Below are 16,409 nucleotides of genomic sequence, written 5' to 3'. Positions count from 1 at the left end.
CCCGGCAGCTTAGCCAGCCGGAGGAAACCGCCTTGCCCGCGCCGGCGGAGGACGCGGCCCGTCAGAGCCAGCCGTTGCGCTTCAGGGTGCGGTGGATGGCGAGGCAGACGCCGATGATCCCGGCCAGCACCATCGGATAGCCGTACCGCCAGTGCAGCTCCGGCATGTGGTCGAAGTTCATGCCGTAGATCCCGCAGACGGCGGTCGGCACGGCGACGATGGCCGCCCAGGAGGTGATCTTGCGCATGTCCTCGTTCTGCGCGACCGTCGCCTGCGCCAGGCTCGCCTGGAGGATCGAGTTCAGCAGCTCGTCGAAGCCGACCACCTGCTCCTGGACCCGGGCCAGGTGGTCCGCGACGTCCCGGAAGTACTTCTGGATGTCCGGGTCCACCAGCCGCATCGGCCGCTCGCTCAGCAGCTGCATGGGCCGCAGCAGCGGGGTCACCGCCCGCTTGAACTCCAGCACCTCGCGCTTGAGCTGGTAGATCCGGCCGGTGTCGGCGCCCCGGGTGCTGCCCTTGGCGGGCGGCGAGAAGACATCGATCTCGATCTGGTCGATGTCCACCTCCACCGCGTCCGCCACCGCGATGTAGCCGTCCACCACATGGTCGGCGATGGCGTGCAGCACCGCCGAGGGGCCCTTGACCAGCAGCTCCGGCTCGCCCTCCATCCGGTGGCGGAGGTTGCGCAGCGAGCCCTTGCCGCCGTGCCGCACGGTGATCACGAAGTCATGGCCGGTGAAGCACATCACCTCGCCGGTCTCCACCACCTCGCTGGTCGCGGTCAGCTCGGCGTGCTCCACGTAGTGGATGGTCTTGAAGACGGTGAAGAGGGTGTCGTCGTACCGCTCCAGCTTGGGCCGCTGGTGGGCGTGGACCGCGTCCTCCACGGCCAGCGGGTGCAGCCCGAACTCGGCGGCGATCCCGGCGAACTCGGCCTCGGTCGGCTCGTGCAGCCCGATCCAGGCGAAGCCCCCGCCGTCCCGGACCTCCCGCATCGCCTCACGGGGCGTCAGCACCGCGCCGTCGGTGGCGTCCCGCAGCCGGCGGCCGTCACGGTAGACGGCGCAGTCCACGACGGCGCTCGACGCGGAGGGGTCGCGGGTGGGGTCATAGGAGTTGTACGTGTTGTACGGGGTGTTGATCTTGCGCAGGGACGGGCGTACCACGGCGCGCAGGTCGCGGATCATCGACATGGGCAAGCTCCTTCACGGAGAGGCCGCCGGCGAGGTGTGGCACAGCCCGGAACGTGGACGTGGCAGCGCGTGGGCGTTGCGTACGTCCGCAAAGCGGGCGGCACCGCGGGACGCGATGACGGCGTTCGCTACGGACAGGCGGGGAGAGGAATGCTCAGCGCTCTTCCGTCGCGGGCGCGCGTACGTCCTCGTACGCGATGGATCGCCCAGTCGTGTACCCGCCGGACCGGGGAGAATCCGTACGGCGGGGTGCGCCGACCCGGAAAAGGATCTGGCTCCGTCCGGATGCCCGGATGCGGGGAACGGAGATCAGGTCAGCGCCGGGGAGCGCGGGCGGAAGAGCGGGTGGTACTGCACGGTCGACTTCGATCCACCGCAGCCCCACCTCCTCCGGCCGGTCCCCCGTGGGGGATGACGTGTCGCCGGGACTGAGGAGCACGCTTCGCGCGCCGTCCCGACCAGCGGCCAAGACTACCAGCCGCTCATGGGTCAATCCCTTATTTTGCCCTCCGCATACGCGTTTTATGCTCACCGCATGGCAGAAGTTCTTGCACTGGTCGAGGCCCGGCTGCGTACCGCGCTCGGTGAACCGGACGCCCGGGCGGCGGTGACCTTTCTGGGCACCGACCGGATCGAGGTACTCCGCTTCCGCGACAAGGATGCCGGGGGTGACCTCGTGCGGTACGCCACCCTCGGCATGTCCGCCCAGCCCATGACCGATCCGACCGCCGCGCTGGCCGACCCGGTCAAGGGCCCGCGCGCCGAGCTGCTGCTCTCGGTGCGGGCCGGGCGCGCCGACACGGACCAGGTGCTCCGGCCCCTCGCCGTGCTGGCCGCCTCCCCGCAGGTCGAGGGCGTCGTGGTGGCCCCGGGCGCCTCCCTGGACCTCGGTGATCCGCTCTGGCCGGGGGCGCCCTTCACCTCCGTCCTGGTGGCCGAGCCGGGCGGGCTGGTCGAGGACCTGGAGCTGGACGCCCCCCTGGACCCGGTGCGCTTCCTGCCGCTGCTGCCGATGACGCCCAACGAGGCCGCCTGGAAGCGCGTCCATGGCGCCCAGGCCCTGGAGGAGCGCTGGCTCACGAGCGGCACGGATCTCCGCGACCCGGGGCGGCGGCCGGTCGGGCTGGACTGACTCGCGGGGTGACCCGGGGTCAGGTCCGGCCGCAGCGCCGAGAGCAGCTCGGCCGCCGTCTCGCGTACCTCCGTGTCCTCGTCCCGCTCGGCGCACTTGGAGAGGAGCTCCAGCGTCCGCCGGTCGTCGGGGTGGTGCTGGACGACCCCGCGGAGGGCGGCGAGGCGGACGGCGGGGGAGGGGGCGTGGCGGGTGAGGTCGGTCAGGAGGTGGGGCGCGGGCGGAACCGGGCGAGCGCGGTGACGGCCGTTTCGCGGACGGAGGGCGCCTCGTCCTCTCGGGCGATCCGGCTCAGCTTCAGGTCGAAGGGACCGCCAGTGATCGCCGGCCGGTTTGCGAGCACCCGGACGGCCTCGGCGCGCCCTACGGCATGCGGCGCTCGCCGGCCCGGTCCTCGATGAGCCCACTCGTCGCCTGGCTCCAGTCGCCGCCGTAACGCAGGACCTGGACGGCCTCGGCGCCCACTGGGGGTATCGAACTGGGCCATGTTGAGCGGGTGTTGCTCCTGGCTGGTGTACCAGGTGAGATCCCTCTCCCGGCCCACCCGCTGGGGCCCGAGGGTCTGAAGGGCCTGGCCCAGCCGGTCCATGCTGCTGCGGAAGCCTGATCGAGCCCCCGGCGGAGGCGTCGTCGGCGGACTGGCCCGCCTCGGCCGGGCGCCCGCCGCCCACCAGCCCGGCCAGTCCGGTCCCCAAGCCGGCCACCGCGAGGAACAGGCTCAGCACGCTGCTCCACTGGTCCGCGCGGTCCAGTCCCTGGCGGCTCAGGAAGAGCGCGAGACCCCCGAGCGCGAGGGCGGTGCCGGTCCACACCAGCCACGGTCGTCGCGTCATCGGCCCGGTATTCCGGAGCGGGCACGGCCGAGGGGGAGGTTCCGCGTGGAAACCTCCCCCTCGGGAAGAGCGCCAAGAGGAGCCCGGGACGGCTCAGTTGGCGAAGACCGCCACCCCGTCCTCCGTCTTGTGCCGCGGCTGGAGCTCCTCGGCCTCGTGGGTGAGGGAGCGGCGGCGGGCCCAGACGACGGCGGCACCGATCAGGGCGGCGGCACCGGCGACGACGAAGGGCATGTGGATGTCGGTCCACTCCTCGATCTTCGGCGCCAGGAAGGGTGCGGCGGCGGCGGCGAACCAGCGGACGAAGTTGTAGCCCGCGCTGGCCACCGGGCGCGGGGCGTCCGAGACGCCGAGGGCCAGTTCGGTGAAGACCGTGTTGTTCACGCCGATGAAGGCGCCGGAGAGGATGGTGCAGACGATCGCCGTGGTGTGGTTGCCGTAGCCCAGCACCACCACATCGGCGGCGAGCAGCACCAGCGAGCCGCCCAGCACCTTCAGCGAACCGAACCGCTCCTGGAGCCGGGGCGCGACCAGCACCGAGAAGACGGCGAGCAGCACACCCCAGGCGAAGAAGACCGCACCCGACTTGTACGGGGTCATGTCCAGCACGAACGGCGTGAAGGCCAGCACCGTGAAGAACGCGTAGTTGTAGAAGAAGGCGGAGGCGGCCGCCGAGGCGAGGCCGCCGTGGCCGAGCGCCCGGATGGGATCGAGTATCGAGGTCTTGCGGGCCGGGCGGGGCTGCTCCTTGAGGAAGCCGGCGATGCAGAGGAAGCCGATCGCCATCAGCGCGGCGGTGCCGAAGAACGGGTAGCGCCAGCTGGCGTCCCCGAGCAGGGCGCCGAGCAGCGGGCCGCAGGCCATGCCGAGGCCGAGCGCCGACTCGTAGAGCAGGATGGCCGCCGCGCTGCCGCCGGCCGCCGCGCCGACGATCACGGCGAGGGAGGTCGAGACGAACAGGGCGTTGCCCAGCCCCCAGCCGGCCCGGAAGCCGACCAGTTCACCGACCGAGCCCGAGGTGCCGGAGAGCGCGGCGAAGACGATCACCAGGGCGAGTCCGGCCAGCAGGGTCTTCCGGCCGCCGATGCGGCTGGAGACGAAGCCGGTGATCAGCATCGCCACGGCGGTGATCAGGAAGTACGAGGTGAAGAGCAGCGAGACCTGGCTCGGAGTGGCGTGCAACCCCTGGGCGATGGACGGCAGGATCGGGTCCACCAGGCCGATGCCCATGAAGGCCACGACCGAGGCGCCGGCGGTGGCCCAGACCGCCTTCGGCTGGCGCAGGATGCTGCCGGCGCCCTCGTCCAGCGGGTCGGGCGCGCCGTCCAGCTCCTCGCGCGGGGCCGCTGGGGCCGATTCCTTTCCGTGCATGTCGCTCCTTCGGTCACCGAGGGGACGCGGGGCCCGGGCGGCTGTGGCCGGGGCGGTGCTCCCAATAAGTGGTTGGTATTTACATATATTAGCTTAGCGAGGCTAATGAATGCAAGAGGCATGCATACCCGGGACGCGGCCGGTCCACCCCGGAGGGTGATCGTCCTTGACGCGGCGGCGGGCGGGGAGGACCGTGGAACGCTATGAGGGGCGAACCCAGTTGCCCGAAGTGCGGTGGCCGGGTGAGGGCGCCCGGTCTCTTCGCCGATTCCTGGCAGTGCGACGTCCACGGTGCCGTTCACCCGCTGCAACCCGTGGTTCCGCCCAGCGTGGAGGCGCTCGGAGTCGTCACCCACCGGGCTCAGGTCCCCGTCTGGATGCCCTGGCCGCTGCCGGTCGGCTGGCTCTTCACCGGGGTGGCCAGCGCCGGGGACGACCGCGGCGGCGGTCGCGCCACCGCCGTCGCCTGCTCGGGTCCCGGCCCGCTCGGCGGGGTCGGGGAGCTGCTGCTGGTCGCCGAGGAGCTGGGCGTCGGCCTGGGCGCGCGGTACGCCGGGATCGACGGCCCCGACCCGGGCCCGCACCTCTGCGTGGACGCCCGGCCGCAGGCCAAGGTGCTCACCTCCGGACGACCCACCCCGCTCTGGCACGTCGGCGGCGCCCCCGGCGACCGGGCCGTCTTCGCGGGCGAGGCGCTCGGGCTCTGGCTCTGGGCCATCGTCTGGCCCGAGGAGTCCAGCCTGCTGATGTACGACGAGCTGGTGCTGACCGACCTCCGGGAGGCGGGCGCCGAGGTCGAGCTGCTGCCCTGCGGCGCGCTCAGCCCCCGGCTGCTGAGCTGACCCCCGGCCGCTGGGCTGCCCACTGGCTGCTGAGCTCCCCGTGGTGGAGGCGGACGGCGCCCGGAGGGCGCGGGCGGCAACCGGAAGGTGCGGCGCCCGGCCGGCGCACAGGGCCGGGCCGGGCGGCAACCGGCGCGGGGCGTACGCGTGGCGCGAGGGCCGGACCGGAGGGGCGCGGGGCCGGACGGCGCCCGGACGAGGCGGGGCCCCGACCGGAAGGCGTGGGCCCGTACCGCACACGGGGCCGGGCCAGGCGCCGGCGCACGGGCGGGATGGGAGCCCGACGGGATGGCGGCCGGTCGGGGCGGGAGCCCGACGGGATGGCGGCCGGGCCGGATGGGAGCCCGACGGGATGGTGGCCGGACGGGGCGGGGGCCGGGCCCGGTTATCCTTGAGCGTCCCCTGTCCGCCCCGAGCTCCGGAGCCCTGAGTCGTGCGCATCGATCTGCACACCCACTCCACGGCCTCGGACGGCACGGACACCCCCGCCGAGCTGATCCGCGCCGCGGCCGCCGGCGGCCTGGACGTCGTCGCGCTGACCGACCACGACACCACCCGGGGCCACGCCGAGGCCGCCGCCGCCCTGGCCGGGCTGGACCGGCCGCTCACCCTCGTCACCGGCGCCGAGCTGTCCTGCCGCATCGAGGGCACCGGGGTCCATCTGCTCGCCTACCTCTTCGACCCCGACGAGCCCGACCTCCTCCGCGAGCGCGAGCTGGTCCGGGACGACCGGGTGCCGCGTGCCCGGACCATGGTGGCCAAGCTCCGCGAGCTGGGCGTCCCGATCACCTGGGAGCGGGTCGCGGCCATCGCCGGAGATGGCTCGGTGGGCCGCCCGCACCTCGCGGAGGCGCTGGTCGAGCTGGGTCTCGTACCCACCGTCTCGGACGCCTTCACCGCCCAGTGGCTGGGCGACGGCGGCCCGGCGTACGTGCCCAAGCACGAGCTGGACGCCTGCGAGGCCGTGCGGCTCGTCAAGGCGGCGGGCGGGGTCACCGTCTTCGCCCATCCGCTCGCCGTCAAACGGGGCCGTACGGTCTCCGAGGCGGCCATCGCGAAACTCGCCGCCTGCGGTCTCGACGGCGTCGAGGTCGACCACATGGACCACGACGCGGAGGCCCGGGACCGGTTGCGCGGCCTCGCCGCCGACCTGGGGCTGCTCACCACCGGCTCCAGCGACTACCACGGCACCCGCAAGACCTGTCGGCTCGGCGAGTACACCACCGACCCCGAGACCTACGGCGAGATCACCCGGCGCGCGACCGGCGCGTTCCCGGTGCCGGGCGCGGGCGGACGCCCGTAACGTCCCGCACTCCGCCCGGTGCGTGTCACCCGCACGCCCCGCGCGCCGTTCTCCCGTCGCCCCCGGCCGGCCGCACCCCCGTCGGCCCGGCCCCTCCGCCTCGCACCGCCTCGTACGTCTCGCACACCCCGCAAGGAACCACCGTGTTCGACCTCGCCGTCTTCGGCTCCCTCTTCCTCACCCTGTTCGTCATCATGGACCCGCCGGGCATCACGCCGATCTTCCTGGCCCTGACCTCCGGCCGCCCCGCCAAGGTCCAGCGCCGGATGGCCTGGCAGGCGGTGGCCGTCGCGTTCGGCGTGATCACCGTCTTCGGCATCCTGGGCCAGCAGATCCTGGGCTATCTGCATGTCTCGGTGCCCGCGCTGATGATCGCCGGCGGACTGCTCCTGCTGCTGATCGCGCTCGACCTGCTCACCGGCAAGACCGACGAGCCCAAGCAGACCAAGGACGTCAACGTCGCGCTCGTACCGCTCGGGATGCCGCTGCTCGCCGGCCCCGGTGCCATCGTGTCGGTCATCCTGGCGGTGCAGCACGCCAAGGGCGTCAGCCAGCAGATCTCCGTCTGGGCGGCGATCGCCGCCATGCATGTGGTGCTCTGGCTGACCATGCGCTACTCGCTGCTGATCATCCGGGTGATCAAGGACGGCGGCGTGGTGCTGGTCACCCGGCTCGCCGGCATGATGCTCTCCGCGATCGCCGTTCAGCAGATCATCAACGGCGTCACCCAGGTAATCCGGGGCTCCTGAATCCGAGTCCGTCGCCGACCGTGCGGACAGCACTGCGCCCCCGTACGGATTCTCCTTCCGGGAAGTCCGTGCGGGGGCGCGGTGCCGTGTGCTCCGGTGAAGGAACGGGTTACGAGACCGGGTCCCCGGCCGGGCGGATATAGATGCGCTGGCCGACCGACGCGGCCTGCTGCACGATGAGGTTGACGGAGGCGGCGTCCACGACGGTGCTGTCCACGGCGGTGCCGTCGACGTCGTCGAGTCGCAGAATTTCGAAGCGCATGGGCTTCTCCCTTCGTCGGAGTTGATCCTCCTGATGGAGAACTGGTGGCTGTACGAGTGCAACAGCACGCGGATCGCAAACATTCCCTACACTAAAGAAAATCTTTCGTTGTCTAAGCACTGCTGGGTGTGAAGGGGCGTGTCCGGTGCGGGGCGGGGCGGGCGGGGTCGAGCGGGGACTCGCGGTCCCGGGGGCCGGGGGGTCGCGCCCGGCGGTACGGCGGAGAATGGGGCCCGTATGAATGACACGGACCTTTTCCCGGCGGCGCCGGCCGGCGGCAGTAGTGGTGGTGACGGCGCCGGCGGTGGCGCCGGTGGTGACGACGGGGCGCTCGCCCGGGTCGAAGCCGGTCTGGAGCGCACCAATGAGCTCCTGCGGCGCATGCTGGTCGAGGTGGCGAAGACGCCCTCCGCCCTCTCGACCCATGCCATTTTCGTCGACGCGGGTTACGTCCATGCTTCGGCCGGGTTGCTGGTGGCGGGCACCGAGGACCGGCGCTCCTTCGACCTGGACACCGAGGGCCTGATCGCCGCCCTCATCGACACCGCCCGCACCATTTTCGCGGACAGCCGGCTGCTCCGGGTCTACTGGTACGACGGCGCCCGCCGCCGTATCCACACCACCGAGCAGCAGTCCGTCGCCGCCCTGCCCGATGTGAAGGTGCGGCTCGGCAACCTCAACGCCAACAACCAGCAGAAGGGCGTCGACTCGCTCATCCGCTCCGACCTGGAGACCCTCGCCCGGCACCGCGCCATCAGCGACGCGGCCCTGGTCGGCGGCGACGAGGACCTGGTCTCGGCCGTGGAGGCGGCCCAGGCGTACGGCACCCGGGTCCATCTGTGGGGCGTCGAGGCGGCCGAGGGCTCCAACCAGGCCGAGCCGCTGCGCTGGGAGGCCGACTCCACCCGCGTCTTCGACCTGGACTTCTGCCGCCCCTATGTGACCCGCCGGCCGGTGACGACGTACGAGAACGAGGGCGAGCCGCCGCCCTCCCGGGACGAGGTGCGGTTCGTGGGCGCCCGGATCGGGGCGGAGTGGCTGACCGCGCGCGGGCCGCAGGCGATGGCCGAGCTGCTGACCGGCCACCCGTATCTGCCGGGCGCGGTCGACCAGGATCTGCTGATCGAGGCCGAACGGATGCTGGGCCGCTCCCTGCGCGGTCACCCCGTGCAGCGCCGGGCCCTGCGGGACGGCTTCTGGGAGCACCTCCGCGCCCGGCTCTGAGGCCGCTGTCCGGTGGTTCGCCCGCGGTTATCGGCGGCCGTCCGCCGGGTGGCGGTCCCAGAAGGCCGCGAGGGCGCGGGCGGTCTCGGCCGGGCGGTCGGTGTTGGGGGAGTGCTCGGCGCCCGCGACGACCGTACGGTGCGCCCCGAGCCGCGTCGCCATGTCGTCGAGCAGTGGCACCGGCCAGGTGTCGTCCCGGACGCCGGAGATCACATGGACCGGCGGCGCCGGGCGCAGGGCGGTCAGCTCGGCCACCCGGTCCGACTCCACGGTCAGCGCCCGGCCGGTCGCCACCAGCTGGGCCGGGTTGTGCAGCAGCCAGCGGTGACGCAGGTCGGCCCGGTCGCTCTTCGGGTCGTCCGCCTCCTCCGGCGGGTCCAGGGCGCGCATCGCCTCCCACACCTCGGCCATGGTCATCGTCGCCAGGGCGCCGCTCAGCAGCGCGACCTTCTCCCGCTGCGCCGGAGCCACCTCGGCGGGTCCGGAGGACATGAGCGTCAGGGTGGTGAAGCACGAGGGGTCGGCCAGCAGGGCGGCCCGGGCGATCTGGCCGCCGAGCGAGTGCCCGAGCAGGTGCACGCCCGCGCCGGCGGGGTCGGCGGCCGTCGCCTGGGCCAGCACATCCAGCGCCAACTCCCCCTGGGCGTAGGCACTTTCGTCGTCCGGCCCGGGTGTCTCGTACTGTCCCCGGCCGTCCACCGCGAGCACCCGGTAACCCGCCTCGGTCAGCGGCTGGAGCAGCGCGATGAAGTCCTCCTTGCTCCCGGTGTAGCCGGGCAGCAGCAGGGCGGTGCCCCGGGGGCCGAGTCCGTCCCGGGGGGTGGCTTCCAGTACGGCGAAGTCGCCCCGGGCGGTACGCAGCCGACGGGCGCGGGCGCAGGCGGGCGGGACGAAGGTGGGCGGCCGGCTCATGGCACGAGGCTAACCGGCCCCGGGACGGCCCCCGGCAGGCGGGGAGGCGATACGCCGAGGGGCCCCGCCAGTGATGGCGGGGCCCCTCGGTTCGCCGGCCCGCACGGGACCGGCGGGCGACTACTCGGCAGCGGCCTCGGCGGGCGCGGCCGTCTTCTTGGCCGCCGCCTTCCGGGTGCGCCGGGGCTTGGCCTCGGCCGCCGCCTCCGGCTCCGCGACCGGCGCTTCCGCCGCCTTGCGGGTCCGGCGGCGCGGCTTGGGCTCGGCCTCGGCCACGGCCTCGGCGGCGGGCGCCTCCGCGACCGGCTCGGCCTTCTTGGCCGCCGCCTTGCGGGTGCGCCGGGGCTTGGGCTCGGCCTCCGCCACAGGCTCGTCCACCGGGGCCTCGGCCACCTTGCGGGCGCGGCGGCGGGGCTTGGCCTCGGCCACCGGCTCGGCCGGGGCTTCGGCCACGGCCTCGGACACCTGCTCCGCGACCGGCTCGGCCTTCTTGGCGGCCGCCTTGCGGGTGCGCCGCGGCTTGGGCTCGGCCTCCGCCACGACCTCGGTCACGACGGGCGCCTCGTCCACCGAGGTCACCGGGGCTGCGGCGGCCTTGCGGGTCCGGCGCCGGGGCTTGGACTCCGCGACGGGGGCCTCGGCCGGCTCCACGGCGACCACGGGCTCGGCGGTGTCCGCCACCACGGCGGCGGGCTCGGCGGCCACCGGCTCGGCCGTCTTGGCGGCGGCCTTCCGGGTACGGGTGCGGCGCGGCTTCACCGGCGCCTCCTCCGTGACCAGGGCCACGGCCTCGGCGGCGGTCGCCACGGCCTCGGCCATGGGTGCGGCAGGGGCCACCGGAGCCACCGGCTCCGCGACGGCCGGGGCCACGACCGGAGCCGCCACCGGGGCCTCGGCCACCGGCTGCGCCTCGGCGGTCACCGGGGTCGCGCCGGCCACCGGGATCGGCGCCGAGCCGCCCCGGGTGCGACGGCGGCGGCGCGGCGTGCGGGTCGCCGGGGCCTCGGCACCGGCCTCGGCCACCGGAGCGGCCGTGGCCGCGGGGGCGTCCGCCACCGGGGCACCGTTCCGGGTACGGCGGCGCTGGCGCGGCGCCCGGGTGCGCGCCGGGCGCTCCTCGGCGGCGGGGGCGCTCCGGTCCGTACGGCTCCGGCCACCGCGACCGCCACGGCCGCCCGGCTCGCCCAGGTCCTCCAGCTGCTCGGCGTCCAACCCGGCCCGGGTGCGCTCCGAGCGCGGCAGGACACCCTTCGTACCGGCCGGGATGTCCAGCTCCTCATAGAGGTGTGGGGAGGTGGAGTAGGTCTCGGCGGGCTCGTGGAAGTTCAGGCCGAGCGCCTTGTTGATCAGCTGCCAGCGCGGGATGTCGTCCCAGTCGACCAGCGTCACGGCGGTACCGGTGCGGCCCGCGCGGCCGGTGCGGCCGACCCGGTGGAGGTAGGTCTTCTCGTCCTCCGGCGTCTGGTAGTTGATCACATGGGTGACGCCCTCCACATCGATGCCGCGCGCGGCCACATCGGTGCAGACCAGCACGTCCACCTTGCCGTTGCGGAAGGCGCGCAGCGCCTGCTCGCGGGCGCCCTGGCCCAGGTCGCCGTGGACCGCGCCGGACGCGAAGCCGCGCCGCTCCAGCTGCTCCGCGATGTCGGCGGCGGTGCGCTTGGTGCGGCAGAAGATCATCGCGAGGCCCCGGCCGTTGGCCTGGAGGATCCGCGAGACCATCTCGGGCTTGTCCATGGAGTGCGCCCGGTACACCCGCTGGGTGATGTTGGCGACGGTCACGCCCTCGTCGTCCGGCGCGGTGGCGCGGATGTGGGTGGGCTGCGACATGTAACGGCGGGCGAGGCCGATCACGGCGCCCGGCATGGTGGCCGAGAAGAGCATGGTCTGCCGCTTGGCCGGCAGCAGGTTGATGATCTTCTCGACGTCCGGCAGGAAGCCGAGGTCCAGCATCTCGTCGGCCTCGTCGAGCACCAGGGCCCGGACGTGCGACAGGTTCAGCTTGCGCTGGCCGGCCAGGTCGAGCAGCCGGCCCGGGGTGCCGACGACCACGTCGACACCCTTCTGGAGCGCCTCGACCTGCGGCTCGTAGGCCCGGCCGCCGTAGATCGCCTGGACCCGGACGTTGCGGACCTTGCCGGCGGTGAGCAGGTCGTTGGTGACCTGGGTGCAGAGCTCGCGGGTCGGAACGACGACGAGCGCCTGCGGGGTGTCGGTCAGCTGCTCGGGCCGCGCCCGGCCCGCCTCCACGTCGGCGGGGACGGTGACCCGCTCCAGCAGCGGCAGACCGAAGCCCAGCGTCTTGCCGGTGCCGGTCTTGGCCTGGCCGATGACGTCGGTGCCGGAGAGGGCGACCGGAAGGGTCATCTCCTGGATGGGGAAGGGGGTGGTGATGCCGACGGCTTCAAGGGCTTCGGCGGTCTCGGGAAGGATTCCGAGAGCTCGGAAAGTCGTAGTCAGGGTGCTGCCTCTTCTGTGAGACGCGGCATGGGGCGAACGCCGGGGGTCTTACCGCGCCGGTTGCTCCGGCGGCGGTCCGTCCAGGACACGGCCGGGTGGCACAGGACCACGTCCGTCGCTCCAGCGCCATACCGCTGAGGGATCCCTCGCGTGCGACGACGCGCACGCAGGGCTGTCGGTTCGGAGCCGATCGGGCCACCGACCGGGCATCCTCATTCATGAGATGGCCCGCCGAGTACGTCGGGAACGGTGCCGGCGTCCGGGAGCGACCGCTTCGCGATCGGCCGGGCTGCCGTGTCCGTCGTCTTCGTACACCCAGCAGGCGCAATACCACTGTACCCCGGAACCGCGCAGGTGTAATGGGCCGATTCACAAGGAGGGGGAGGTCACACTCGCCCGGGGGCCCCGTGCCGGGTCACCGGGGCGGGCTATTGTGCGCTCCATGGAGACGTCTGACAACGCCACTGCCGCCGACCGACCGACCGGTATCGCCGCCCAGGACTGGGCCGGTGCCTCCGCCGACCCGCAGTACCGGGCGGCCGTCGTGGACCTGCTCGGCGCGCTCGCCTACGGGGAGCTGGCGGCCTTCGAGCGGCTGGCCGAGGACGCCAAGCTGGCGCCCACTCTCGGTGACAAGGCGGAGCTGGCGAAGATGGCCTCCGCCGAGTTCCAGCACTTCGAGCGGCTGCGCGACCGGCTGGCCGCGATCGACGCGGAGCCGACCGGCGCCATGGAGCCGTTCGCCCGGGCGCTGGACGACTTCCACCGCCAGACCGCCCCGTCCGACTGGCTGGAGGGCCTGGTCAAGGCCTATGTGGGCGACTCCATCGCCAGTGACTTCTACCGCGAGGTCGCGGTCCGGCTGGACTCCGACACCCGCGCCCTGGTGCTCGCGGTGCTGGACGACACCGGGCACGGCAACTTCGCCGTGGAGAAGGTCCGGGGCGCCATCGAGGCCGACCCCCGGGTCGGCGGCCGGCTGGCGCTCTGGGCGCGCCGGCTGATGGGCGAGGCGCTCTCCCAGGCCCAGCGGGTGGTGGCGGAGCGGGACGCGCTCTCCACGATGCTGGTCGGCGGGGTCGCGGACGGCTTCGACCTGGCGGCGGTCGGGGAGATGTTCTCCCGGATCACCAAGGCCCACACCAAGCGCATGGCCGCCCTCGGCCTCGCCGCCTGAGCTTCGCCCGATCCCGCCCGGCCTCTTCGGGCCTTTTCAGGGTCTCTTCAGGGGGCTGGCCGATCCGTCCACTCCGTCCCTGGGATCCGGCTGCCGCGCGGCCCCGAGCGCCTGCGGGGGCCGGGGGCGCCGCAGGGAGGGGCGGGCGTACGGTCGTCGCGGTCGGCCCGGCGGCCCGGCAGTCGGCCTGGTGCTCCGGCAGCCGGTCCGGTGATCCATTAGTCGGTCCGGCAGTGGGTGCGTCGATCCGTCTGTCGGCCCGGCGGTCGGTTCGTCGATCCGCCTGTCGGTCCCGTGCGGCCCGGCGGCCGGGGCGTGATCACGGCCCGGAGTCCCGGGCCTGGCGCCGGCCGGCGCCTACGCGGCTGATCGGCGCAGGCGGCGGGGCGGCGCGGGGCGGAGCAGCAGGGAGAGCACCACGGCACCCACGGCCACCGCGCCGATCAGGGTGACGGCGGCATGGCCCGGGCCGAGGGCCGCGTGGGTGAGCAGCGCGCCGAAAAGAGTCCCCAGGGGGCCGGCGAGCAGGACCACTCGCGGCGAGGGCAACCGGTCGGCCAGCCGGCGCATGCCGGCCCAGGACAACGCGAGCCCGAGCAGGACGGAGCCGAGAGCTTCCCAGAACACCACGGATCATCACCTCGCGGACGGCGGGGCGGGCAGAACGGTCACTGCCGGTCCTACCCGGCATACGTGCCTGACAACCCTCCCGCCGGGCGTGCCGGACGGGCCTTCGCTCGCCCTCCGGCCTGCTGAAAACCCGCAGGAGGGGGGACGGGAGCGGGCCCGCTGGAAGGGGGCCGGAGCGCGGCCCGTGGCCGATCCGGCGGGGCGCGGCCCCCCGTGGCCGATCCGGCGGGGGCCCGGCCGTATCCATGGTGCGCGCGGGGCTCCGCGCGTACGCCGAGGGCCCGGCGGTCCTCCCGCCGGGCCCTCGGCCGTGCTGTTCCGTTACGCGGCGTCCGTGCCGACGCGCGGCGACGGCGCCGTGCGGCGACCGCTCAGAGCGCGCCGAAGCCCACTCGCCGCGCCGCCGGCTCGCCGATCTCCACATAGGCGATCCGGTCGGCCGGCACCAGGACCTTGCGGCCCTTCTCGTCCGTCAGGCTGAGCAGCTTCGACGTGCCGGAGAGCGCCTGCGCCACCATGCTCTCGACCTCCTCGGCAGACTGCCCGCTCTCCAGAACGATCTCCCGCGGCGCGTGCTGCACGCCGATCTTGACCTCCACGGCTATGTCCCTTCGAAACGGTCGGCGTTGGCGCGGTCGCCCGCGCCGTACGCTGCACACATTAACCCGGAGAGAGCACAGGCCACGGGCGGATGCCGCACGCCAGGAGCGAACAAGGACCGCCCGGGAGCGCATACGGATCGCCCGGGAGCGAACAGGGCTCGCCGGGGGCCGGACGGCCGGGCCGCTTCCCGGCGCGCCCGTGGCCCCGGCGGCGACCGGGTGTCCCGGCCGGGTGGCTCAGGAAGCTCGGCCGGGTGACTCAGGGGGCTTCGTGTCCCTGGCCCTCCGCGCCGTGCAGCGGGAAGCCCGCGATACCGCGCCAGGCCAGCGAGGTCAGCAACTGGACCGCCTTGTCACGTGGGATGGACGACTCGCTGGAGAGCCAGTACCGGGCCACCACCTGCGACACACCGCCCAGGCCGACGGCGAGGAGCATCGACTCCTCCCGGGAGAGCCCGGTGTCCTCGGCGATCACCTCCGAGATCGCCTCGGCGCACTGGAGCGAGACCCGGTCCACGCGCTCGCGGACGGCCGGCTCATTGGTGAGATCCGACTCGAAGACCAGCCGGAAGGCGCCGCCCTCGTCCTCCACGTACGCGAAGTAGGCGTCCATGGTGGCCGCCACCCGCAGCTTGTTGTCCGAGGTGGACGCCAGCGCGGTGCGCACCGCCTGGAGCAGCGACTCGCAGTGCTGGTCCAGCAGCGCGAGATAGAGCTCCAGCTTCCCGGGGAAGTGCTGGTACAGCACCGGCTTGCTCACGCCCGCCCGCTCGGCGATGTCGTCCATCGCGGCCGCGTGGTAACCCTGGGCGACGAAAACCTCCTGGGCCGCGCCCAGGAGCTGATTGCGTCGGGCTCGGCGCGGCAGACGGGTGCCTCGTGGGCGCGCCGCCTCTGTCTGCTCGATGGCTGTCACGCCGCCTCCCAAATTCGATCCATGTGGCGCTGCGCGCCGCGTCCGCCATCGTACTTTTGGGTAACCCGGGTGCGCGCGGTGCGAGCGCAGAATTTCATGTACCGGGCGCGCCCGGAAGCCGCGTATCACACAAGGGTCGGCGTCAAAACGGCCATTCAGGCGAGAGTCTGCCCAAATCGGCGACATCCGTCCTCACCTGCGACAGCCGTTCTCATCCGGCGGTGGCGGTCCCCACCGGCGATGGTCGTCCTCGCCGGCGGTGGCCGTCACCCGTCGGCCGTGGTCGTCCCCGTCAGCGGTAGTCAGCGTTGGTCAGCGTCAGTCAGCGGTAGTCGTCATCGTCATCGGGGGCCACCACCCGTGCCTGCTCCACGGCGTCCGCCTCATTGGCCTGGTCCACGCGCAGTTCGCTCAGCGGATCGTCGGAGCGGGGCCGCAGCTCGGCCAGCTGTTCGGCGGCATCCGCCTCCGGGGTCTCCCCGTCGAGTCCCGCTCCGCCCACGCTCTCCGGGGCGGCGGCTTCCTCGGGCAGTTCCTCGAAGGTCTCGGGGTCGGTCGGATCGACGGTCATGGTCTCCCTCTCACCTGTCGTCGCGCGTCGTGCCTCTTCACCGGTTCACCGGTTCACCGGCTTTCGCGCGTACCTGTCTTCCTGTGTCTTCGCCCGCCTCCACCTGTTCCGGCGCTTGTTCCGGCGGCTCGGGTCCGGTGTCGTGGACGGGTGGTCCCCGTGCCGGGGCGGAAGCTGTCCCGAGCGGCACGGGGGGCGGGGCCCGGGCGGCCCGGGCACCCGGGCCGCTC

Annotated in this window: 16 protein-coding genes and 1 pseudogene; 6 read left to right on the top strand and 11 right to left on the bottom strand. The window is 73.4% G+C overall.

Features of this window, described 5'->3' with window-relative positions; genetic code table 11:
* Window positions 1-61: 61 nt before the first annotated feature.
* Window positions 62-1,195 carry a magnesium and cobalt transport protein CorA gene (locus NX801_RS01840; protein ID WP_258784935.1) on the bottom strand — a complete coding sequence of 378 codons (1,134 nt, stop codon included), beginning with the start codon at window positions 1,193-1,195 and terminating at the stop codon, window positions 62-64.
* Window positions 1,196-1,730: 535 nt separating this feature from the next.
* Here NX801_RS01840 and NX801_RS01835 point away from each other — a divergent pair.
* Window positions 1,731-2,327 carry a suppressor of fused domain protein gene (locus tag NX801_RS01835; RefSeq protein ID WP_258784934.1) on the top strand — a complete coding sequence of 199 codons (597 nt, stop codon included), beginning with the start codon at window positions 1,731-1,733 and terminating at the stop codon, window positions 2,325-2,327.
* Window positions 2,328-2,416: 89 nt separating this feature from the next.
* Here the strand turns inward: NX801_RS01835 and NX801_RS30950 are convergent.
* The 3 genes and pseudogenes from NX801_RS30950 to NX801_RS01825 form a co-directional block, all read right to left on the bottom strand.
* Window positions 2,417-2,533 (bottom strand): annotated as a pseudogene (locus NX801_RS30950) (hypothetical protein); the annotation flags it as partial.
* Entirely contained in the window at window positions 2,530-2,670 is a 141-nt protein-coding gene (locus tag NX801_RS01830; RefSeq protein ID WP_258784933.1) for a hypothetical protein, read from the bottom strand. The pseudogene NX801_RS30950 and the gene NX801_RS01830, both read right to left, overlap by 4 nt.
* A 583-nt stretch (window positions 2,671-3,253) precedes the next feature.
* Window positions 3,254-4,531 (bottom strand): MFS transporter, encoded by a 1,278-nt coding sequence (locus NX801_RS01825; protein WP_258784932.1) that lies wholly within the window; start codon window positions 4,529-4,531, stop codon window positions 3,254-3,256.
* A 203-nt stretch (window positions 4,532-4,734) separates the two neighbouring features.
* On the opposite strand from NX801_RS01825, the gene NX801_RS01820 reads away from it, so the two are divergent.
* The 3 genes from NX801_RS01820 (at window position 4,735) to NX801_RS01810 (ending at window position 7,425) form a co-directional block, all read left to right on the top strand.
* Entirely contained in the window at window positions 4,735-5,373 is a 639-nt protein-coding gene (locus NX801_RS01820; protein WP_258784931.1) for a DUF6758 family protein, read from the top strand.
* 433 nt (window positions 5,374-5,806) lie between these two features.
* Entirely contained in the window at window positions 5,807-6,676 is an 870-nt protein-coding gene (locus NX801_RS01815) for a PHP domain-containing protein (protein WP_258784930.1), read from the top strand.
* 143 nt (window positions 6,677-6,819) lie between these two features.
* On the top strand, window positions 6,820-7,425 hold the full coding sequence (locus NX801_RS01810) for a MarC family protein (RefSeq protein WP_258784929.1): 606 nt from the start codon (window positions 6,820-6,822) through the stop codon (window positions 7,423-7,425).
* A 109-nt stretch (window positions 7,426-7,534) separates the two neighbouring features.
* Here the strand turns inward: NX801_RS01810 and NX801_RS01805 are convergent, their stop codons facing one another.
* Window positions 7,535-7,687: a hypothetical protein gene (locus tag NX801_RS01805; protein WP_258784928.1), complete on the bottom strand. Its 153-nt coding sequence runs from the start codon at window positions 7,685-7,687 to the stop codon at window positions 7,535-7,537.
* Between the two features lie 381 nt (window positions 7,688-8,068).
* Between NX801_RS01805 and NX801_RS01800 the strand changes: the two genes are divergently transcribed.
* Entirely contained in the window at window positions 8,069-8,911 is an 843-nt protein-coding gene (locus tag NX801_RS01800) for an NYN domain-containing protein (protein ID WP_258785221.1), read from the top strand.
* 27 nt (window positions 8,912-8,938) lie between these two features.
* Here the strand turns inward: NX801_RS01800 and NX801_RS01795 are convergent, their stop codons facing one another.
* The gene (locus tag NX801_RS01795) at window positions 8,939-9,823 is read right to left on the bottom strand and encodes an alpha/beta fold hydrolase (protein WP_258784927.1); all 885 of its coding nucleotides are present in this window, start codon (window positions 9,821-9,823) and stop codon (window positions 8,939-8,941) included.
* A gap of 120 nt (window positions 9,824-9,943) precedes the next feature.
* A complete protein-coding gene (locus NX801_RS01790) occupies window positions 9,944-12,190 on the bottom strand; it encodes a DEAD/DEAH box helicase (protein ID WP_258784926.1) in 2,247 nt (748 codons plus the stop codon).
* A 535-nt stretch (window positions 12,191-12,725) separates the two neighbouring features.
* Between NX801_RS01790 and NX801_RS01785 the strand changes: the two genes are divergently transcribed.
* Window positions 12,726-13,460 carry a ferritin-like fold-containing protein gene (locus NX801_RS01785; protein ID WP_258784925.1) on the top strand — a complete coding sequence of 245 codons (735 nt, stop codon included), beginning with the start codon at window positions 12,726-12,728 and terminating at the stop codon, window positions 13,458-13,460.
* Between the two features lie 357 nt (window positions 13,461-13,817).
* Here NX801_RS01785 and NX801_RS01780 read toward each other — a convergent pair whose 3' ends face one another.
* The 4 genes from NX801_RS01780 to NX801_RS01765 all read right to left on the bottom strand — a co-directional run bounded on the left by NX801_RS01780 (window position 13,818) and on the right by NX801_RS01765 (window position 16,179).
* The gene (locus NX801_RS01780; protein ID WP_258784924.1) at window positions 13,818-14,087 is read right to left on the bottom strand and encodes a hypothetical protein; all 270 of its coding nucleotides are present in this window, start codon (window positions 14,085-14,087) and stop codon (window positions 13,818-13,820) included.
* 374 nt (window positions 14,088-14,461) lie between these two features.
* A complete protein-coding gene (locus NX801_RS01775; RefSeq protein ID WP_258784923.1) occupies window positions 14,462-14,689 on the bottom strand; it encodes a DUF3107 domain-containing protein in 228 nt (75 codons plus the stop codon).
* Between the two features lie 262 nt (window positions 14,690-14,951).
* Window positions 14,952-15,608 (bottom strand): TetR/AcrR family transcriptional regulator, encoded by a 657-nt coding sequence (locus NX801_RS01770; protein WP_258784922.1) that lies wholly within the window; start codon window positions 15,606-15,608, stop codon window positions 14,952-14,954.
* A 322-nt stretch (window positions 15,609-15,930) separates the two neighbouring features.
* The gene (locus NX801_RS01765; protein WP_258784921.1) at window positions 15,931-16,179 is read right to left on the bottom strand and encodes a hypothetical protein; all 249 of its coding nucleotides are present in this window, start codon (window positions 16,177-16,179) and stop codon (window positions 15,931-15,933) included.
* Between the last annotated feature and the right edge of the window lie 230 nt (window positions 16,180-16,409).

The organism is Streptomyces pyxinae (assembly GCF_024756275.1).
GTDB lineage: Bacteria > Actinomycetota > Actinomycetes > Streptomycetales > Streptomycetaceae > Streptomyces > Streptomyces pyxinae.
The sequence above is the reverse complement of the archived record's forward strand: the minus strand, read 5'-3'. Positions and strand labels throughout refer to the sequence as shown.